Here is a 15,316-nt window from a genome sequence, read left to right on the forward strand (position 1 = left end):
CTCTCTCGCAGCCGCTTGGCTACGGGCAAGGCGGTTTTTGCCACTATTGGAGGGATTTAGCGGTCTTGGCTGCTCAGCTTTTGCCGCCAGAGGATTTCGAGCGCCGTTTACGCCCGAATAGTTGACGCAATGCCGTAATTGCAGGCATAATATTAGAAAACTCGGAAAACGTATGAGCGGGCATCATTTGCAGCGCTTTCGATAAAATACGGAGTTATTAATGAATGGACCATCGGCATCTTTTTTCATGGCATAAATTTCATCGCGAAACGAGCTTGCGCTGCCACAATATGGCTTCAGCCGTTTACGCTTGGAAAGGGAAGTTTCATGGGCATTGAGCAATTACTTGAGAAGGCATCCGCCTATATGAAAGAACAAGACCTCATACGCATTCAGGAAGCCTATGATTTCGCGGAACAAGCCCATCACGGACAAGTTCGAAAATCGGGAGAGCCCTATATCCTTCATCCGGTTACGGTTGCTGATATACTCGTGGATATGCAGATGGACGTGCTGTCGATTATCACAGCGCTGCTTCATGACGTTGTAGAAGATACAACGGTTGATTTGCAGACCGTACGCGCGAAATTTGGCGAAACCTGTGCGATGCTCGTCGATGGTCTGACGAAGCTGGAAAAAATCCGTTTCCAGTCGAAGGAAGAGCAGCAGAACGAGAATTATCGTAAAATGTTTGTCGCTATGGCGCAGGATATTCGCGTCATCTTGATTAAATTGGCGGATCGTCTTCATAATATGCGGACGCTCAAATACCAGTCCGAGGAGGCGCAGCGGCGGATTGCTTACGAGACGCTCGAAATCTTCTGCCCAATCGCTCACAGGCTCGGTATTTCGGCGATCAAATGGGAAATGGAAGATATCGCTCTCCGTTATCTGAATCCGCAGCAATATTATCGCATCGCCAATTTGATGAAGAAGAAACGGGCGGAACGCGAGCAATTCATTGAGGATGTTATCTCAAGAATTACCGAGAAGCTCGATGAAATGGGCATCGAAGGCGATATTTCAGGCAGACCGAAGCATCTGTACAGCATTTACAAGAAGATGACCAGCCGCAACAAGCAGTTCAACGAGATATACGATCTGATGGCCATTCGGATCATCGTCGATAACATCAAGGACTGCTATGCGACGCTGGGCATCATTCATACGCTCTGGAAGCCAATGCCGGGCCGCTTCAAGGATTATATTGCTATGCCGAAGGCGAATATGTACCAGTCGCTTCACACGACAGTGATCGGTCCTAACGGCGAGCCGACCGAAGTTCAGATTCGTACGTGGGAAATGCATCGGACAAGCGAATACGGTATCGCGGCGCATTGGGCGTACAAAGAAGGGTCGATTGTACCAGGCGGAAGCTTCGAGGATAAGATGACGTGGTTCCGCGAGATTTTGGAGCTTCAGCATGAGGCTCGCGATGCGTCGGAATTTATGGAATCGCTGAAGATGGACTTTTTCGCGGATCTATTATTCGTCTTCACGCCAAGCGGAGAAGTCATTGAGCTGCCCGCGGGCTCTGTGCCGCTTGACTTCGCCTACCGTATCCATACGGAAGTCGGAAACCGAACGATCGGCGCGAAGGTGAACGGCCGGATCGTCCCGCTGGACCATAAGCTGAAGACGGGCGACATTGTCGAGATTCTAACGTCTAAGCATTCTTACGGACCGAGCCAGGATTGGGTGAAGATTGCGCAATCGTCGCATGCGAGAAGCAAGATCCGTCAATGGTTCAAGAAGGAGAAGCGCGAGGAGAACGTCGCCAAAGGCCGCGATCTGCTCGAGCGCGAGCTGAAGCGTCTAGGTCTTGATCCGTCCGCGTGGCTGAGCGAGGATAAGCTGCAGGAGGCTGCGGGCAAGTTCGCGTTCAACGATATTGAGGATATGATGTCGGCGATAGGCTTCGGGGGCATAACGGCAGCGCAAATTTGCACGAAGCTGACGGAGAAGATGCGCAAGGAAGCCGAAGAGGCGAATCTGATCGAGCTCACAAGCGAGCCGAAGGAGCTCAAGTCTCCGGGGACGAAGAAGCCTCGTCCGAACCATGGGGTTACGGTGAAAGGCATCGACAACCTGCTAGTGCGTTACGCGCGCTGCTGCAATCCTGTTCCGGGCGATGCGATTGTCGGCTACATTACGCGCGGCCGCGGCGTGTCGGTCCATCGCATGGACTGTCAGAACATCCCGTTCGGCATGGACGGCGAAGAGGCGGAACGCGTAATCGAGGTCGAGTGGGAAGACTCGACGGACGCGAATTACAGCGTCGATATCGAGATTACCGGCCACGACCGCAGAGGCTTGCTGAACGAGGTGCTGCAAGCGGTATCCGAGAGCAAGACGAATATTTCCGCCGTAACGGGCCGTTCGGTCAAAAACAAAATGTCGCTCATCCATATAACGGTGCTCATCCGCAACATCGATCATCTGTCATCGGTCGTCGAGCGCATTAAACGAGTGCAAGACATCTATTCCGTACAACGGACGATGCAATAAACGTAAGAGCGTCAGCATGCAGGCTTGTGTGCTGGCTCTTTGCATATTGGGGGATAATTGAAGTGAGAGTTGTCGTTCAACGCAGCAAGGAAGCGAAGGTCATCATTGATGGCGAGATTGCAGGAGCGATCGACTTCGGCCTCGTGCTGCTGGTAGGCATTACGCATGAGGATACGATTGACGATGTAAAGCGGATGGCTGATAAAGTGGCGGGGCTGCGCATTTTCGAGGATGAGTCGGGTAAAATGAATCATTCCGTGGCGGACGTCGGCGGCGGGCTGCTGTCGGTATCGCAGTTCACGCTGTATGGGGATTGCCGCAAAGGCAGGCGTCCGAACTTCATGGCAGCAGCCAGGCCGGAGCAGGCGGAGCCGCTGTATGATGCTTTCAACGCCGCGCTCCGCGAGCGGGGGCTTACGGTTGAGACCGGACGTTTCGGCGCGATGATGGATGTGGAACTGGTCAATTCCGGACCGGTGACGCTTATTTTGGAAAGCGGCGCTTAAACGGCGGAGGAGCGGGCAACAATAATCATGACACGGCGGCTTGCCGCAGGGCGAGCGGCTGAAGCATGTTCATTGGAGGAAGATACCGCTTATGCATCAATCACGCAAGGAGCAAGGCATCGAGCGCGCTACGAGAATGCTGCTTCACCCGGACCGCCGGGAAGCGAGAGTCATGGCCGAGCTTGAAGAGGATGTCGAGGCCGCCGAAGAGTGGGCAGGATTTCCCTCGCATCCTCGGCGAGACAATCCTTAGCTTTTGTTAATCAGTGAGGCTGGCTCACAATTGTATGAAGGTAATCTCACGATATCGCGCAATTTATGAGTGTTCGATCGAAATAGTGAGGCGAATCTCATTGCCCGTGAACCTAATTTCACGGGAAATGAGGTTTGCCTTACTAATTATGCGGAGAACACTGTTGGCGGTCGAGTTCGATGAGGGTAGCATCAGAAATATTGAGATTTGCCTCACTTCCAGGCTGTTCAGATGGGGCATAGAATACAGGGGCAAAGGAAGACTGTAAAAACGCTTTCGAATTTGTAACATTACTGTAATCAATCTCTAACTTTCTTTTAATACAGCTGTCCTATAATAGAACTCGACCCCCTTTTTTAAAATATATTTTACTTTTGGACCTACAACTCGTTTTGTAGGTCTTTTTCTTTTTACGGACACTTATGACAGGAGCCGCTTGACTTTACGCGTGGCGGCAGGTAAAATAAATCCTCAGTATAACTAAATTGGATTTGCTGATGGGAAAAAGTAATTCTTCGCGTATACCCAGAGAGGGACGCCACTTGGCTGCAAGCGTCCTTATAACGGTTGAATGAACAGACCTCCCGGAGAACAGGCAGTGAACCTCGCTGGCGCGCAAGCAATCAAGCTTGCCCGTGCGATGAACTAGCTGGCTGCGGCTAACGGACGTTAACCGTTTTGGAGCGAGTCATCTTCCTAGCAGGAAGCGGCTCGGAATGTGGGTGGTACCACGGGAGCTACACTCTCGTCCCTTTCGGCGCAAGCCGTTAGGGCGAGAGTTTTTTTGTGTTCAATGACAAATAACGGCAGGGGGCTATACGATGGCATTCCAGAAATCTCCGGGAACGCAGGATATTTTGCCGGGCGCGGTGGAGAAATGGCAGTACGCGGAGCAGAAGGCCCGCGATATTTGCCGCAGGTATAATTACCGCGAGATAAGAACGCCGATCTTCGAATCGACGGAGTTGTTTAAGCGTGGCGTTGGCGAGACGACCGATATCGTGGAGAAGGAGATGTACACGTTCACCGATCGCGGCGACCGAAGCATTACGCTTCGGCCCGAAGGAACGGCGGGCGTTGTCCGCTCCTACGTGGAGAATAAGCTGTATGGAGAGCCGGACGTAACGAAGCTTTATTATGTAGGGCCGATGTTCCGTTACGAGCGTCAGCAAGCGGGCCGTTACCGCCAGTTCCACCAGTTCGGCATCGAGGCGCTCGGTTCCTTAGAACCGGCGCTTGATGCGGAGGTTATTGCGCTAGGCTACACGTTCTATACCGAAGTGGGTCTGAAAGGCGTTCGCGTGGAGATCAATTCGGTCGGTACGCCGGCTGTCAGAGCCGTGTTCCGTGAACGTCTGCTTGCTTTCCTTGAGCCGAAGCGGGAGCTGCTGTGCAAGGACTGCCAATCGCGTATGGACCGCAATCCGCTGCGCGTGCTTGATTGCAAGGTGGATCAGCAGCATTTCACGGACGCGCCATCGATTCTGGATAGCTTGGACGAGGAATGCAGCATCCATTTTGACAAGGTCAAGACGTATCTTAGCGACATGGGCATCCCGTTCGAGATTAATCACAGGCTCGTGCGCGGCCTCGATTATTACACGCATACCGCTTTCGAATACAAAGCGGAAGGCATCGGCGCGATCGATACGATCGGCGGCGGCGGCCGCTACAACGGTCTCGTCGCGGAGATCGGCGGTCCGGATCAGCCGGGGGTCGGACTTGGACTTGGCCTTGAGCGGACGATCATGCTGCTGGAGCATCAAGCGACGGAGCTTCCTGCGCTGAATGAGGTGGATGTGTATCTCGTTGCGCTTGGCGAAGCGTCCGAGCGCGAGGTGACGAAGCTCGTCTATCAATTGCGTCAGCGCGGCATACGCGCGGAGCGCGACTATCTTGGCCGTAAGATGAAGGCTCAGATGAAGTCGGCCGACCGTCTGCAAGCGAAGTTTACGGCCATTCTCGGCGACGATGAACTTGCTCGCGGCGAGATTGCGCTGAAGGATATGGCCAAAGGCGAGCAGCGTCAGGTGGCGCTGGGTAAGCTGGCCGACGAAATATTGGGTTCAAGCGACAGCTAAATATACGATTGAATTTATCCCCCACAAAAGAGGAGCATGAACATTATGACTATGATGTTAAAAACGCATAACTGCGGCAGCCTAACGAAAGCCGATGTAGGCCAAACCGTAACCTTGAACGGCTGGGTGCAACGTCGTCGCGACCTTGGCGGCGTATTGTTTATCGATCTGCGCGACCGTACCGGCATCGTCCAAACCGTATTCAACCCGGACTTCTCCGGCGACGCGCTGGCGATTGCCGACCGCGCACGCAACGAATTTGTGCTTGCCGTGCAAGGCAAAGTCGTAGAACGCGATCCGGAAACGTACAACGCGAACCTGGCAACGGGAGAAATTGAAATCCGCGTAACAAAAATCGAAGTTTTGAACGCGGCGAAGACGCCTCCTTTCCCAATCGAAGACGGCGTTGAAGTCGACGAATCGCTTCGTCTTAAATACCGCTACCTGGACCTTCGTCGCCCTGAAATGCAGAAGACGTTGCTGCTCCGCTCGAAAGCGGCGAAGATTTTCCGCGATTACCTTGACGGCGAAGGCTTCATCGACGTCGAAACGCCAATCCTGACGAAGAGCACGCCGGAAGGCGCGCGCGACTACTTGGTACCAAGCCGCGTTCACGAAGGCGAATTTTTCGCGCTTCCGCAGTCGCCGCAAATTTTCAAGCAATTGCTTATGGTCGGCGGCATCGAGCGCTACTACCAAATCGCACGCTGCTTCCGAGACGAGGATCTTCGCGCAGACCGCCAGCCGGAATTCACGCAAGTCGACATCGAGACGTCGTTCTTGTCGCAGGATCAATTGCTTGAAATGATGGAGAAATTGGCGGCTAAGCTGCTTCGCGAGACGATTGGCGTAGAACTGGCGCTGCCGTTCCAACGTATCACCTACGCCGACGCGATGAACAAATACGGTTCCGACAAGCCTGATCTTCGTTTCGGCCTAGAGATGAAGGATATTACCGACATCGTATCGACGAGCGACGTGAAAGTATTCGCAAGCGTTGCGGCCGGCGGCGGCGTTGTCAAAGCGTTGAACGCTAAAGGCTGCGCGAGCTGGAGCCGCAAGGAGCTTGACGATCTGCAGCCGTTCGCGGCACGCTACGGCGGCAAAGGCCTTGCATGGATTACGGTGAAGGACGGCGAATGGCGCGGTCCGATCGTGAAGTTCTTGAAGCCCGAAGAGATCGCGGCATTGACAGAGCGTCTTGAAGTCGAAGAAGGAGACTTGCTTACGTTCTCCGCCGATAAGAAGAAGGTCGTTGCCGACGTGCTTGGCAACCTGCGCCTGAAGCTTGGCCGCGACCTTGGTCTGATCGACGAATCGCAATTCAAATTCGCATGGGTCGTTGACTTCCCGCTGCTTGGCTATGACGAGGAAGCAAAACGTTACGTAGCGGAACATCATCCGTTCACGCGTCCGAACGAGGACGATATTCACTTCTTCGATACCGATCCTGGACAAATTCGCGCGCAAGCGTATGACCTTGTACTGAACGGCTACGAAGTGGGCGGCGGTTCGATGCGTATCTACAAACGCGACGTGCAAGAGCAAATGTTCAAGGCGCTTGGCTTCTCGATGGAAGAAGCGCAAGAGAAATTCGGCTTCTTGCTTGATGCATTCGAATTCGGAACGCCTCCGCATGGCGGCATCGCCTTCGGCTTCGACCGACTCGTCATGCTGCTTGCCGGACGCACGAACCTGCGTGAGACAATCGCCTTCCCTAAGACGGCAAGCGCAACGGATCTGCTCTGCGACGCTCCTTCCGAGGTCGAATTGTCGCAGCTTGAGCAGCTTCATATCCGTACGGTGCTTAAGCCTAAGCCAGTAGCGGCAGCTGCCGGTGCGGCAAAGGAACAAACCGAATAATAGACACAGAATAGCCAAGGAGGCGGCAGCTGAATGCTTCATCAATTTTCACGTACGGAGCTCGCTATAGGGCCTGAAGGGCTCGAGCTGATGAAGGGGAGCACGGTTGCCGTGCTCGGCATCGGCGGCGTCGGTTCGATCGCGGCGGAGGCGCTGGCTCGTACCGGCGTCGGCCGCATTATTCTGATCGACAAGGACGTTGTCGATATTACGAACGTCAATCGGCAGATTCACGCGCTGACGACGACGGTCGGACAGCCGAAGGCCGATCTGATGCGCGACCGCATAAAGCTTATTAATCCGGATTGCGAGGCGATATCGCTTCGGATGTTCTATACGGAAGAGACGCATGAGCAGCTGTTTGCTTATCCGCTCGATTACGTCGTGGACGCATCGGATACGATTTCGTACAAAATCCACTTGATCAAACAATGCCTCGAGCGCAAGATTCCGATCATCTCCAGCATGGGCGCGGCTAACAAAATGGACCCGACGAAGTTCCAAGTCGTCGACATCTCGAAGACGCATACCGACCCGATTGCGCGCGTCGTCCGCACGAAGCTGCGCAAGGACGGCATTAAGAAGGGCGTTAAGGTCGTATTCTCGTCCGAGCTGCCGAATAAGCCTCGCGAGGATGTCACGCAGCGCATCGTGCCGGAGAACGCGCCGGAGATACGCAAAGCGCAGCAGCCGCCGGCCAGCAACGCATTCGTTCCGCCGGTTGCCGGTCTTATTATGGTCAGCGTCGTCGTAAAGGATCTGTTGGAGACCGGAGGTATTAAAGTATGAATGCGGAGCTCGTCAAAAAACTCCGCCTGAGTCCCGAGATGGCTGTGCTCGTTATTCAACCGCCTAATAGCGGCTATTTGACGGAGCTAGGACTATCCGAGGCAAATACGAAAGCCATAGCTGTCGAAGGGGAAGGCAATTACGATTACGTGCTGCTGTTCGCCACCTCGCTTGCCGATCTTGAAGCGAGAGGTCCGGAAGCCATTCGCGCGCTTAAGGAAGACGGCATGCTTTGGATCGCTTATCCGAAGGGAACGTCCAAGATCAAGACCGATCTGAATCGCGATACGGGCTGGAAGCTTCTTCAGACGATGGGGATGGAAGGCGTGGCGATGATCTCGTTGGACGATACGTGGTCGGTCATGCGCTATCGCTCAGCATCTTATGTCAAGAAGCCGTCTCGGGCTAAGAAACCTGCTGCGGCTTCCGTGGCAGCGGTGCAAGCTCGGGCCGGCGCGGCTGAGGTTGATATACCGGAGGATGTAGCCGCAGCGTTCGTCGCATCGCCGGCAGCGGAGCAATTCTTTGGGACGCTGACCGCAGCTATGCGCCGCGATTACGTTAACTGGGTAACGGAGGCGAAGCGCGAGGATACTCGCGCGAAACGGCTCGCGTCTATGGTCGGGAAGCTGGAGCAAGGCCTGAAGCGGCCGACGGACAAGCTTTAATATGAAAAAGGATCATTGCTTGAGCGGCTTGCGTCGCCTTAGTGATGGTCCTTTTTTCATGATAGAACAAAGCAATAACGGACTAGTATTGTATCAAAGTGGACACCACGCGATCACAAAAGCAGACTCGCTCAGTAAGATCAATTACGCTCTTACACGGGAAGCGATAGGGAGCTGAAATTCTATACACGCTCCGTTAGAGCCAATGCGCACTTACAGTCGCGACCACGAACGCAGTTTCTCTCCGTAAGATCAAATAAGCCCTTACGCGAATGAGCATGCGGGCTCGAACTTCGATATCAGCTCCGTAACCCAGTCTATGCATGTGTATTGCAGCGCTGCTAACTATCACCCGACTGCGCGATGCTGGCGAACAAATGTGCTTGTATGCTATGATTTGGTTAACAGATTAACAGGTGGAGAAGGTAGAGGGACAGCATGGACTTATTTTCATACCAAGAGGAAGAAGCGCCAAGGGCAAGGCTGCTGGCCGATCGGATGCGTCCGCAGACGCTGGATGAATATATCGGGCAAGAGCAAATTGTGGGAGAGGGCAAACTTCTGCGCAGGGCGATCGAGGGCGACCAAGTGTCGTCGATTCTATTATATGGGCCGCCGGGATGCGGCAAAACGACGCTGGCTCATATTATATCGCTGAAGACGGCGGGCGATTTCGTCAAGCTGAACGCGGTCGATGCGTCGGTCAAGGATGTGCGTGAAGTTATCGACCGCGCTCGCATGAGCAAATCGATGTACGGCAAGAAAACGATCTTGTTTCTCGACGAGGTGCACCGGTTCAATACGTCGCGTCAAGATGCCCTCCTGCCGGCTGTGGAGCAAGGTATTATCATCTTCATCGGAGCGACGACGGAGAATCCGTTCCACCATGTGAACGGCGCTTTACTATCGCGCTCGACGCTATTCCAATTGGAGCCGCTCGGCGAGGAGCATGCGTACGAAGCGATGCGCCGGGCGCTCGCGGATCGCGAGCGCGGACTTGGATTCATGACGCTGCATGCCGATGAGGATGCGCTGCAGCATATCGCTTCGATGGCCGGCGGCGATATACGCCGGGCGCTTAATGCCCTTGAGCTTGCGGCGGTGACGACGCCGTCCGAGCCGGACGGCTCGGTGCGCATTACGCTGGAGGTAGCGCAGGAATCGGTGCGCAAACCTTCCATAAGAGCCGACATGTCCACGCAGTATGACGTGCTGTCGGCGTTCCACAAGAGCGTACGCGGCTCTAGCGACGCGGCGCTGTTCTGGTTCTTATACGCGGTCGAGAAGCTGGGCATGGACCCGATGACGTTCCTTCGCCGGCTCATCGTCGCATGCAGCGAGGACATCGGACTCGCCAACCCGCAGGCGATGATCCAGGCGGTGACGGCGATGGATGCCTATCATAAGATCGGCTGGCCGGAGGCGAAATACAATATCTCGCAAGCGATTCTATTTGCCGTTGAGAGTCCGAAGTCCAATGCGACCGCGATCGCCATCGGCAATGTGACGGCAGCCATTGAGAGGGCCGGCAATGCGGAAGTTCCGCTGCATCTGCGCGATGCGCACTATAAAGGCGCGCAGCAGCTCGGACATGAAGGTTACAAATATCCGCATGATTACCCGAACCATTATGTGAAGCAGCAGTATTTGCCCGACGCGCTTAGTGGCGCTACGTTCTATAGAGCTTCGGATCAAGGGACAGAGGACAAAATACGCAAAAATCAGGAGCACCGCAAATAACGAAGCTTTCGAGCTTTTCTGGCATATAACAAAAAGAACCCTGACGTTTACGCAGAAACGTCAGGGTTCTTCCTATTTACTACGCAATCGAAAACATCAGGCCGAAGTAGCCGAACACCGCGACGAGAAGCCCCATGAGAAAAGCAGGCATCAATCGGTTCGTACGGTACATCCATATTAATCCGAACGCCATAAGCACCGCTGCGGCAAACATAAGGATGCTCTCGATTCCTGGCGAGAACCTAATCGTAATGTCAGGGCTGAAGCTGCCTTTGTAAATGCCGGTGAACAGCGGCGACGGCGATACGGACTGCAGCGTTTCCTTGACCGTATGCGGGGGCGCTTGTTGGCCTAGCACAGCGGTTGTTGCTAATACGAGAACGGCTACGATGCTCTCTGCCTTCAGCCACCGTCTAGGGTTGAAGCCGGCATCGCGTGCGGCGACCTTCTTATAGACGAACCCGTTCGTAAAGGCGAATAGAAGCAGCGGCACGATTAATAAGTGCTTAATAAGAAGCATCTGACCGTAAGGCAACATCCAAGAGTTGACGTACTCCGGCGTCGTGAACGACATCAGCATAATGCCCGCGCCAATGGCGACAATGACGGCAACGATAGCGACAGGCGAGAACCAGCCGAGGAAGGCTTTCCAGTTGTCATCATTAACGGAGAACCAGCTGATGACAAGCAAGATGCCGATCCACACGCTGACCGCCAGGAAGTGCGCCGAATGGACGACCAGCCCTTTGAAACCGTACAGCGACGAAGCGTGTCCGGCGTAACCGAGCCAGACGATCAAGAGCATCGTAATGAACAACGCGACCTTCGGCATATGCTTGTCCGTGTTGAATGCTTTGATCCCGAGCAGGCAGAGAAGGCCGGCTGAGCCGACGACCGTCCAAATCCATGCTTTGCCGATGTTAAAGTCGAGCAAAATACTTTTTAATATAGAGCCGTACGGCATATCGAAATCTTCGACATAAATGACGGCATTATTATGTATGGGCACGTAAGAGAGCAGGGTAATGGCAATGGTACACGCAATCAGCAACCAATCGGGTACACGGACATCGGGCCTTCGCTGCTCCGGTACAATCCGGAGCAGGAGACCGCCCGTCAATAGCGCAAAGCAGATATAAAGAAAGGCTTCGCTTATGTAGGTCATTATTTGCGCCTCCGAGCGAGCAATACGATGGCGGCGATCACGATGATTGCGCCAATGACGATAACGGCGGTAGTCATGCCGTTGCCGCCGTTATTGCCGGAATCATCCTCATAGCCGGCACCCGTATCCGGCGCTGCAGTCTCTGAGGGGCTATTCGTGGCTGAAGGCTCCGTAGTTGGAGCTGTCGTAGGAGCTGACGTTGCCGCAGGCGTATCCGTTGCGACAGGCGCGACCGTCGGTTCGGCTGCTTGTACGGTAAATGCGTATTCGCCTTCCACGGCGTGGCCGTCGGCGCCGATAATCGTCCATTTGACGGTGTAGATGCCGCTTGGCAATTCAGACTGGACGGCGGCGCTCATCGACTTGTCGTCAACGACCGCTTTATCCGTGGCGATCTGCTCACCGGCTGCGTTGAACAGCTTCAGATTGCTAAGGTCCTCGATCTTTGTATTATAGGAGAGCACGATGCTCTGCGGAGACACGGCAACGGTTGAATCCTTCTCGGGTACTGCCGTTTCAAGTTTGGAGTGGGCGGATGCAACCCCCGGTACGAGCCAGAGTGCTGCGAGCAACAATAGTAGTATTTTTTTCACGGTAAACCTCCTGAAAGATAGACTTGTATAGACGGGCCGCATACAGAAGCTGATTGCATTATATCAGATTACGGTTTGCGTTAGCTTAAAAAATAATGGCTTATTCGTCTTAGCATTTGACAAATTTATGTCCGTACGGCTCTCAGGTATGCATGTTGGCGGGCGTACGGCGAATATACATCATTACACATTACACAAAGATTGCCGAATCTTTGTCTAACAAAGGAGGTGCGCCTGTCATCGCCGCAGGCTGTGCCTAAGCGAGTGGCAGGAATTCGTTGGGTGACCCTTTACCGCTCGGATTGTCGTTAGCGCTTATTGTCGTTTTGGTATTCATGAACGGTTTTTTTGTCGCTGCCGAATTTGCGATGGTGAAGGTCCGGGGAAGCCGCATCGACGCGCTCATCTCCGAAGGACATTCGCGCGCGAAGCTGGCATCCCGCATAACGGGCAATTTGGATGCGTATCTATCGGCTTGCCAGCTTGGCATTACGCTTGCTTCGCTGGGGCTTGGATGGATCGGCGAGCCGGCCGTGGCGAGCTTGCTTGAGCCTTGGTTTGCCCGTATCGGCTTTCGGAACGATGTGTTCATCCATACGATTTCGTTCATTATCGCATTCAGCTTCATCACGGTGCTTCATATCGTGCTCGGCGAGCTGGCCCCTAAGACGATCGCCATCCGGAAGTCCGAGACGGTTACGCTGCTGACGGCGACGCCGCTCGTTTTTTTTCACAAGCTGATGTATCCCTTAATATGGCTGTTGAACGGCACGGCTAATCAATTGCTTAAAGCGGTCGGCATCGAGCCGGCAACGGAAAAGGACGCGGCGCACACGGAAGAAGAAATACGTATTCTCATGAAGGAAAGCCACAAAAACGGGCTCATCGACAATACGGAGCTGACGCTTGTTGATAATATATTCGATTTTACGGAAACGAACGCGCGCGAGATTATGATCCCCCGCACCGAAATGATCTGCCTGAACACGGCATTGACGATAGAAGACAATAAACGGATCGCGCTGGAGCAGATGCTGACGCGTTACCCGGTGTGCGAGAACGATAAGGACAATATTATCGGTTTCATTCACATTAAGGATCTACTGAAAGACACGGCGCATAGCATTAGCGACATTGCACAGATTACGCGGCCGATTACGTCCGTGCCGGAGTCGATGCAGATCAGCACGCTGCTTAAGCTTATGCAGAAGAGAAAGACGCAGATCGCGATATTGATCGACGAATACGGCGGTACGTCGGGGCTTGTGACCCTGGAAGACATTATGGAGGAGATCGTCGGCGAAATTCAGGATGAATTCGACGAGGAGCGGGCCGATATTGAGAGGAAGGACGACGCCACTTATTCGATTAACGGGCTGATGCTGATTGAGGCGGTCAACAGCTACTTCGGACTCGATATTGAAACCGATGATTTCGATACGATCGGGGGATGGATCTATTCGCAAATCGATATTCCGCCGAAAAGAGATCAGCGCGTCACTTATCCCGGCGGCTACACCTTCATCATCGAGGAAACCGATCATTTGCGCGTCTCCCGCATCATCGTTCGCAAGGATGACGGGCACTCGGACGGGGGGGATAGCGGAAGTTCCAGCTCCAGCTCCAGCCAATTAGGCTAGAAAAAACAAGGCTGCCTCCGAGGTCATATTCGATGACCTTAAGAGACAGCCTTTGTTTTCTGTTAATGCGGGCGGATGGTTAGCTATAATGGATTTTTGCATCAACTTCGCTCATGAAAGGGCTTCTTGAAGCGTTTCACGGTAAAGTTAATGCATATATCCAACACAGGTTTGGATAGCGGTGCAACGGGTCGAAGTTACTGCAACTATCCAACATAGGAGGGGGTGCTTAAGCTTGAACTTGAACTTTAGCTTCGAATGCCGCCGGGTCTACTTTGTGAACGACGTCGATCGTACCGCCGCCGAGGCAAACGTCGCCATCATACAGGACGACGGCTTGGCCCGGCGTGACCGCTTTCTGCGGCTTGTCGAATACGATATTTGCCGTGCCGTCCGGACGCATCGTGACCGTTACGCCTTGATCCTGCTGGCGATAGCGGAACTTGGCCGTGCAGTGGAACGGCTCTTCCGGCAGCGACGGCGCGATCCAGTTGAAGCCGCTGGCGGACAAGCCCTCCGAGTAGAGGCTGGCATGCTGCTCGCCTTGCACGACGTATAGAACATTGCTCTCCAAATCCTTCTCGGCAACGAACCAAGGCTCGCCAGTGCCGGAGCCGCCGATGCCTAGGCCTTGGCGCTGGCCCAGCGTGTAATACATCAGGCCGTCATGGCGGCCCTTCTTCTCGCCGCTGCGAATATCGATCATATCGCCGGAGCGGGCAGGCAAGTAGCCGCTTAGAAATTCCTTGAAGTTGCGTTCGCCGATGAAGCATACGCCGGTGCTGTCCTTCTTCTTCGCCGTATGCAGTCCAGCCTCTTCCGCGATGCGGCGAACTTCGGGCTTCGGCAGATGGCCGATCGGGAACATGGCCTTCTCCAGCTGACGCTGATTGAGCGAGCTGAGGAAGTACGTCTGATCCTTGTTCGAATCGACACCGCGAAGAAGCTTCGTTACGCCGTCAGCATCGCGCTCCACGCGGGCATAATGGCCGGTCGCCAAGTAGTCTGCGCCAAGCTCGAGCGCCCGCTGCAGGAAATCGCCGAACTTAATCTCGCGATTGCACATGACGTCCGGATTAGGCGTGCGCCCCCGTTTGTATTCATCCAAGAAGTAAGTGAACACCTTATCAAAATATTGCTTCTCGAAGTTAACGGTATAATAAGGGATGCCGATCTGATCGCAGACGCGGCGTACGTCCTCGGAGTCTTCTTCGGCCGTGCAATGGCCGAACTCGTCGGTATCGTCCCAGTTCTTCATGAATATGCCGACAACGTCATAGCCTGCTTGCTTGAGCAGCAGCGCCGCAACGGAGGAATCGACGCCTCCGGACATGCCGACGACAACTCTTGTGGAGCTGATTGGTTTTGTCATAGGTGTAACACCGCCTTGCTTGTGATTTCGTGAAAATCACGTCTATTGTATCATACGTGCAAAAGTTTTTCATGAAGATGACAACCTTTTTGCACATGTCCAGCAGGGGATATGTTAACATAGAAGTGATATGGGAAT

Annotated in this window: 12 protein-coding genes; 9 read left to right on the plus strand and 3 right to left on the minus strand. The window is 53.9% G+C overall.

The annotated features are described in order from the left end of the window. The first annotated feature begins 327 nt into the window (after positions 1-327). The 8 genes from J2T14_RS17135 to J2T14_RS17170 all read left to right on the plus strand — a co-directional run bounded on the left by J2T14_RS17135 (position 328) and on the right by J2T14_RS17170 (position 10,408). Positions 328-2,508, plus strand: a complete 2,181-nt coding sequence (locus J2T14_RS17135; RefSeq protein ID WP_307200201.1) for a RelA/SpoT family protein — start codon at positions 328-330, stop codon at positions 2,506-2,508. A 62-nt stretch (positions 2,509-2,570) separates the two neighbouring features. Beyond that, the gene (gene dtd / locus J2T14_RS17140; protein ID WP_307472628.1) at positions 2,571-3,014 is read left to right on the plus strand and encodes a D-aminoacyl-tRNA deacylase; all 444 of its coding nucleotides are present in this window, start codon (positions 2,571-2,573) and stop codon (positions 3,012-3,014) included. A gap of 91 nt (positions 3,015-3,105) precedes the next feature. Then, a complete protein-coding gene (locus tag J2T14_RS17145; RefSeq protein ID WP_307472631.1) occupies positions 3,106-3,267 on the plus strand; it encodes a hypothetical protein in 162 nt (53 codons plus the stop codon). A gap of 821 nt (positions 3,268-4,088) precedes the next feature. After that, positions 4,089-5,348, plus strand: a complete 1,260-nt coding sequence (gene hisS, locus J2T14_RS17150) for a histidine--tRNA ligase (protein ID WP_307472633.1) — start codon at positions 4,089-4,091, stop codon at positions 5,346-5,348. Between the two features lie 51 nt (positions 5,349-5,399). Continuing rightward, complete coding sequence (gene aspS, locus J2T14_RS17155; RefSeq protein WP_307472946.1) at positions 5,400-7,211, plus strand: aspartate--tRNA ligase; 1,812 nt, start codon at positions 5,400-5,402, stop codon at positions 7,209-7,211. 33 nt (positions 7,212-7,244) lie between these two features. Beyond that, positions 7,245-8,000 carry a tRNA threonylcarbamoyladenosine dehydratase gene (locus J2T14_RS17160; protein ID WP_307200197.1) on the plus strand — a complete coding sequence of 252 codons (756 nt, stop codon included), beginning with the start codon at positions 7,245-7,247 and terminating at the stop codon, positions 7,998-8,000. After that, complete coding sequence (locus J2T14_RS17165) at positions 7,997-8,668, plus strand: YdeI/OmpD-associated family protein (RefSeq protein WP_307472635.1); 672 nt, start codon at positions 7,997-7,999, stop codon at positions 8,666-8,668. Before J2T14_RS17160 ends, J2T14_RS17165 begins: the two co-directional genes overlap by 4 nt. 438 nt (positions 8,669-9,106) lie before the next feature. Continuing rightward, positions 9,107-10,408: a replication-associated recombination protein A gene (locus tag J2T14_RS17170; protein WP_307472637.1), complete on the plus strand. Its 1,302-nt coding sequence runs from the start codon at positions 9,107-9,109 to the stop codon at positions 10,406-10,408. Positions 10,409-10,487: 79 nt separating this feature from the next. On the opposite strand, the gene J2T14_RS17175 is transcribed toward J2T14_RS17170, so the two are convergent. Together J2T14_RS17175 and J2T14_RS17180 are read right to left on the minus strand one after the other, a co-directional pair. After that, positions 10,488-11,573: a copper resistance D family protein gene (locus tag J2T14_RS17175; protein ID WP_307472639.1), complete on the minus strand. Its 1,086-nt coding sequence runs from the start codon at positions 11,571-11,573 to the stop codon at positions 10,488-10,490. After that, complete coding sequence (locus tag J2T14_RS17180; RefSeq protein ID WP_307472641.1) at positions 11,573-12,166, minus strand: copper resistance CopC family protein; 594 nt, start codon at positions 12,164-12,166, stop codon at positions 11,573-11,575. Before J2T14_RS17180 ends, J2T14_RS17175 begins: the two co-directional genes overlap by 1 nt. Positions 12,167-12,444: 278 nt before the next feature. Between J2T14_RS17180 and J2T14_RS17185 the strand changes: the two genes are divergently transcribed. Then, positions 12,445-13,806, plus strand: coding sequence for a hemolysin family protein (locus tag J2T14_RS17185; RefSeq protein WP_307200190.1), 1,362 nt, complete (start codon positions 12,445-12,447; stop codon positions 13,804-13,806). A 229-nt stretch (positions 13,807-14,035) separates the two neighbouring features. Here J2T14_RS17185 and mnmA read toward each other — a convergent pair whose 3' ends face one another. Further along, positions 14,036-15,178: a tRNA 2-thiouridine(34) synthase MnmA gene (gene mnmA, locus J2T14_RS17190; protein ID WP_307472643.1), complete on the minus strand. Its 1,143-nt coding sequence runs from the start codon at positions 15,176-15,178 to the stop codon at positions 14,036-14,038. Between the last annotated feature and the right edge of the window lie 138 nt (positions 15,179-15,316).

This window comes from Paenibacillus harenae (genome assembly GCF_030812415.1).
Taxonomy (GTDB): Bacteria; Bacillota; Bacilli; order Paenibacillales; family Paenibacillaceae; genus Pristimantibacillus; species Pristimantibacillus harenae_A.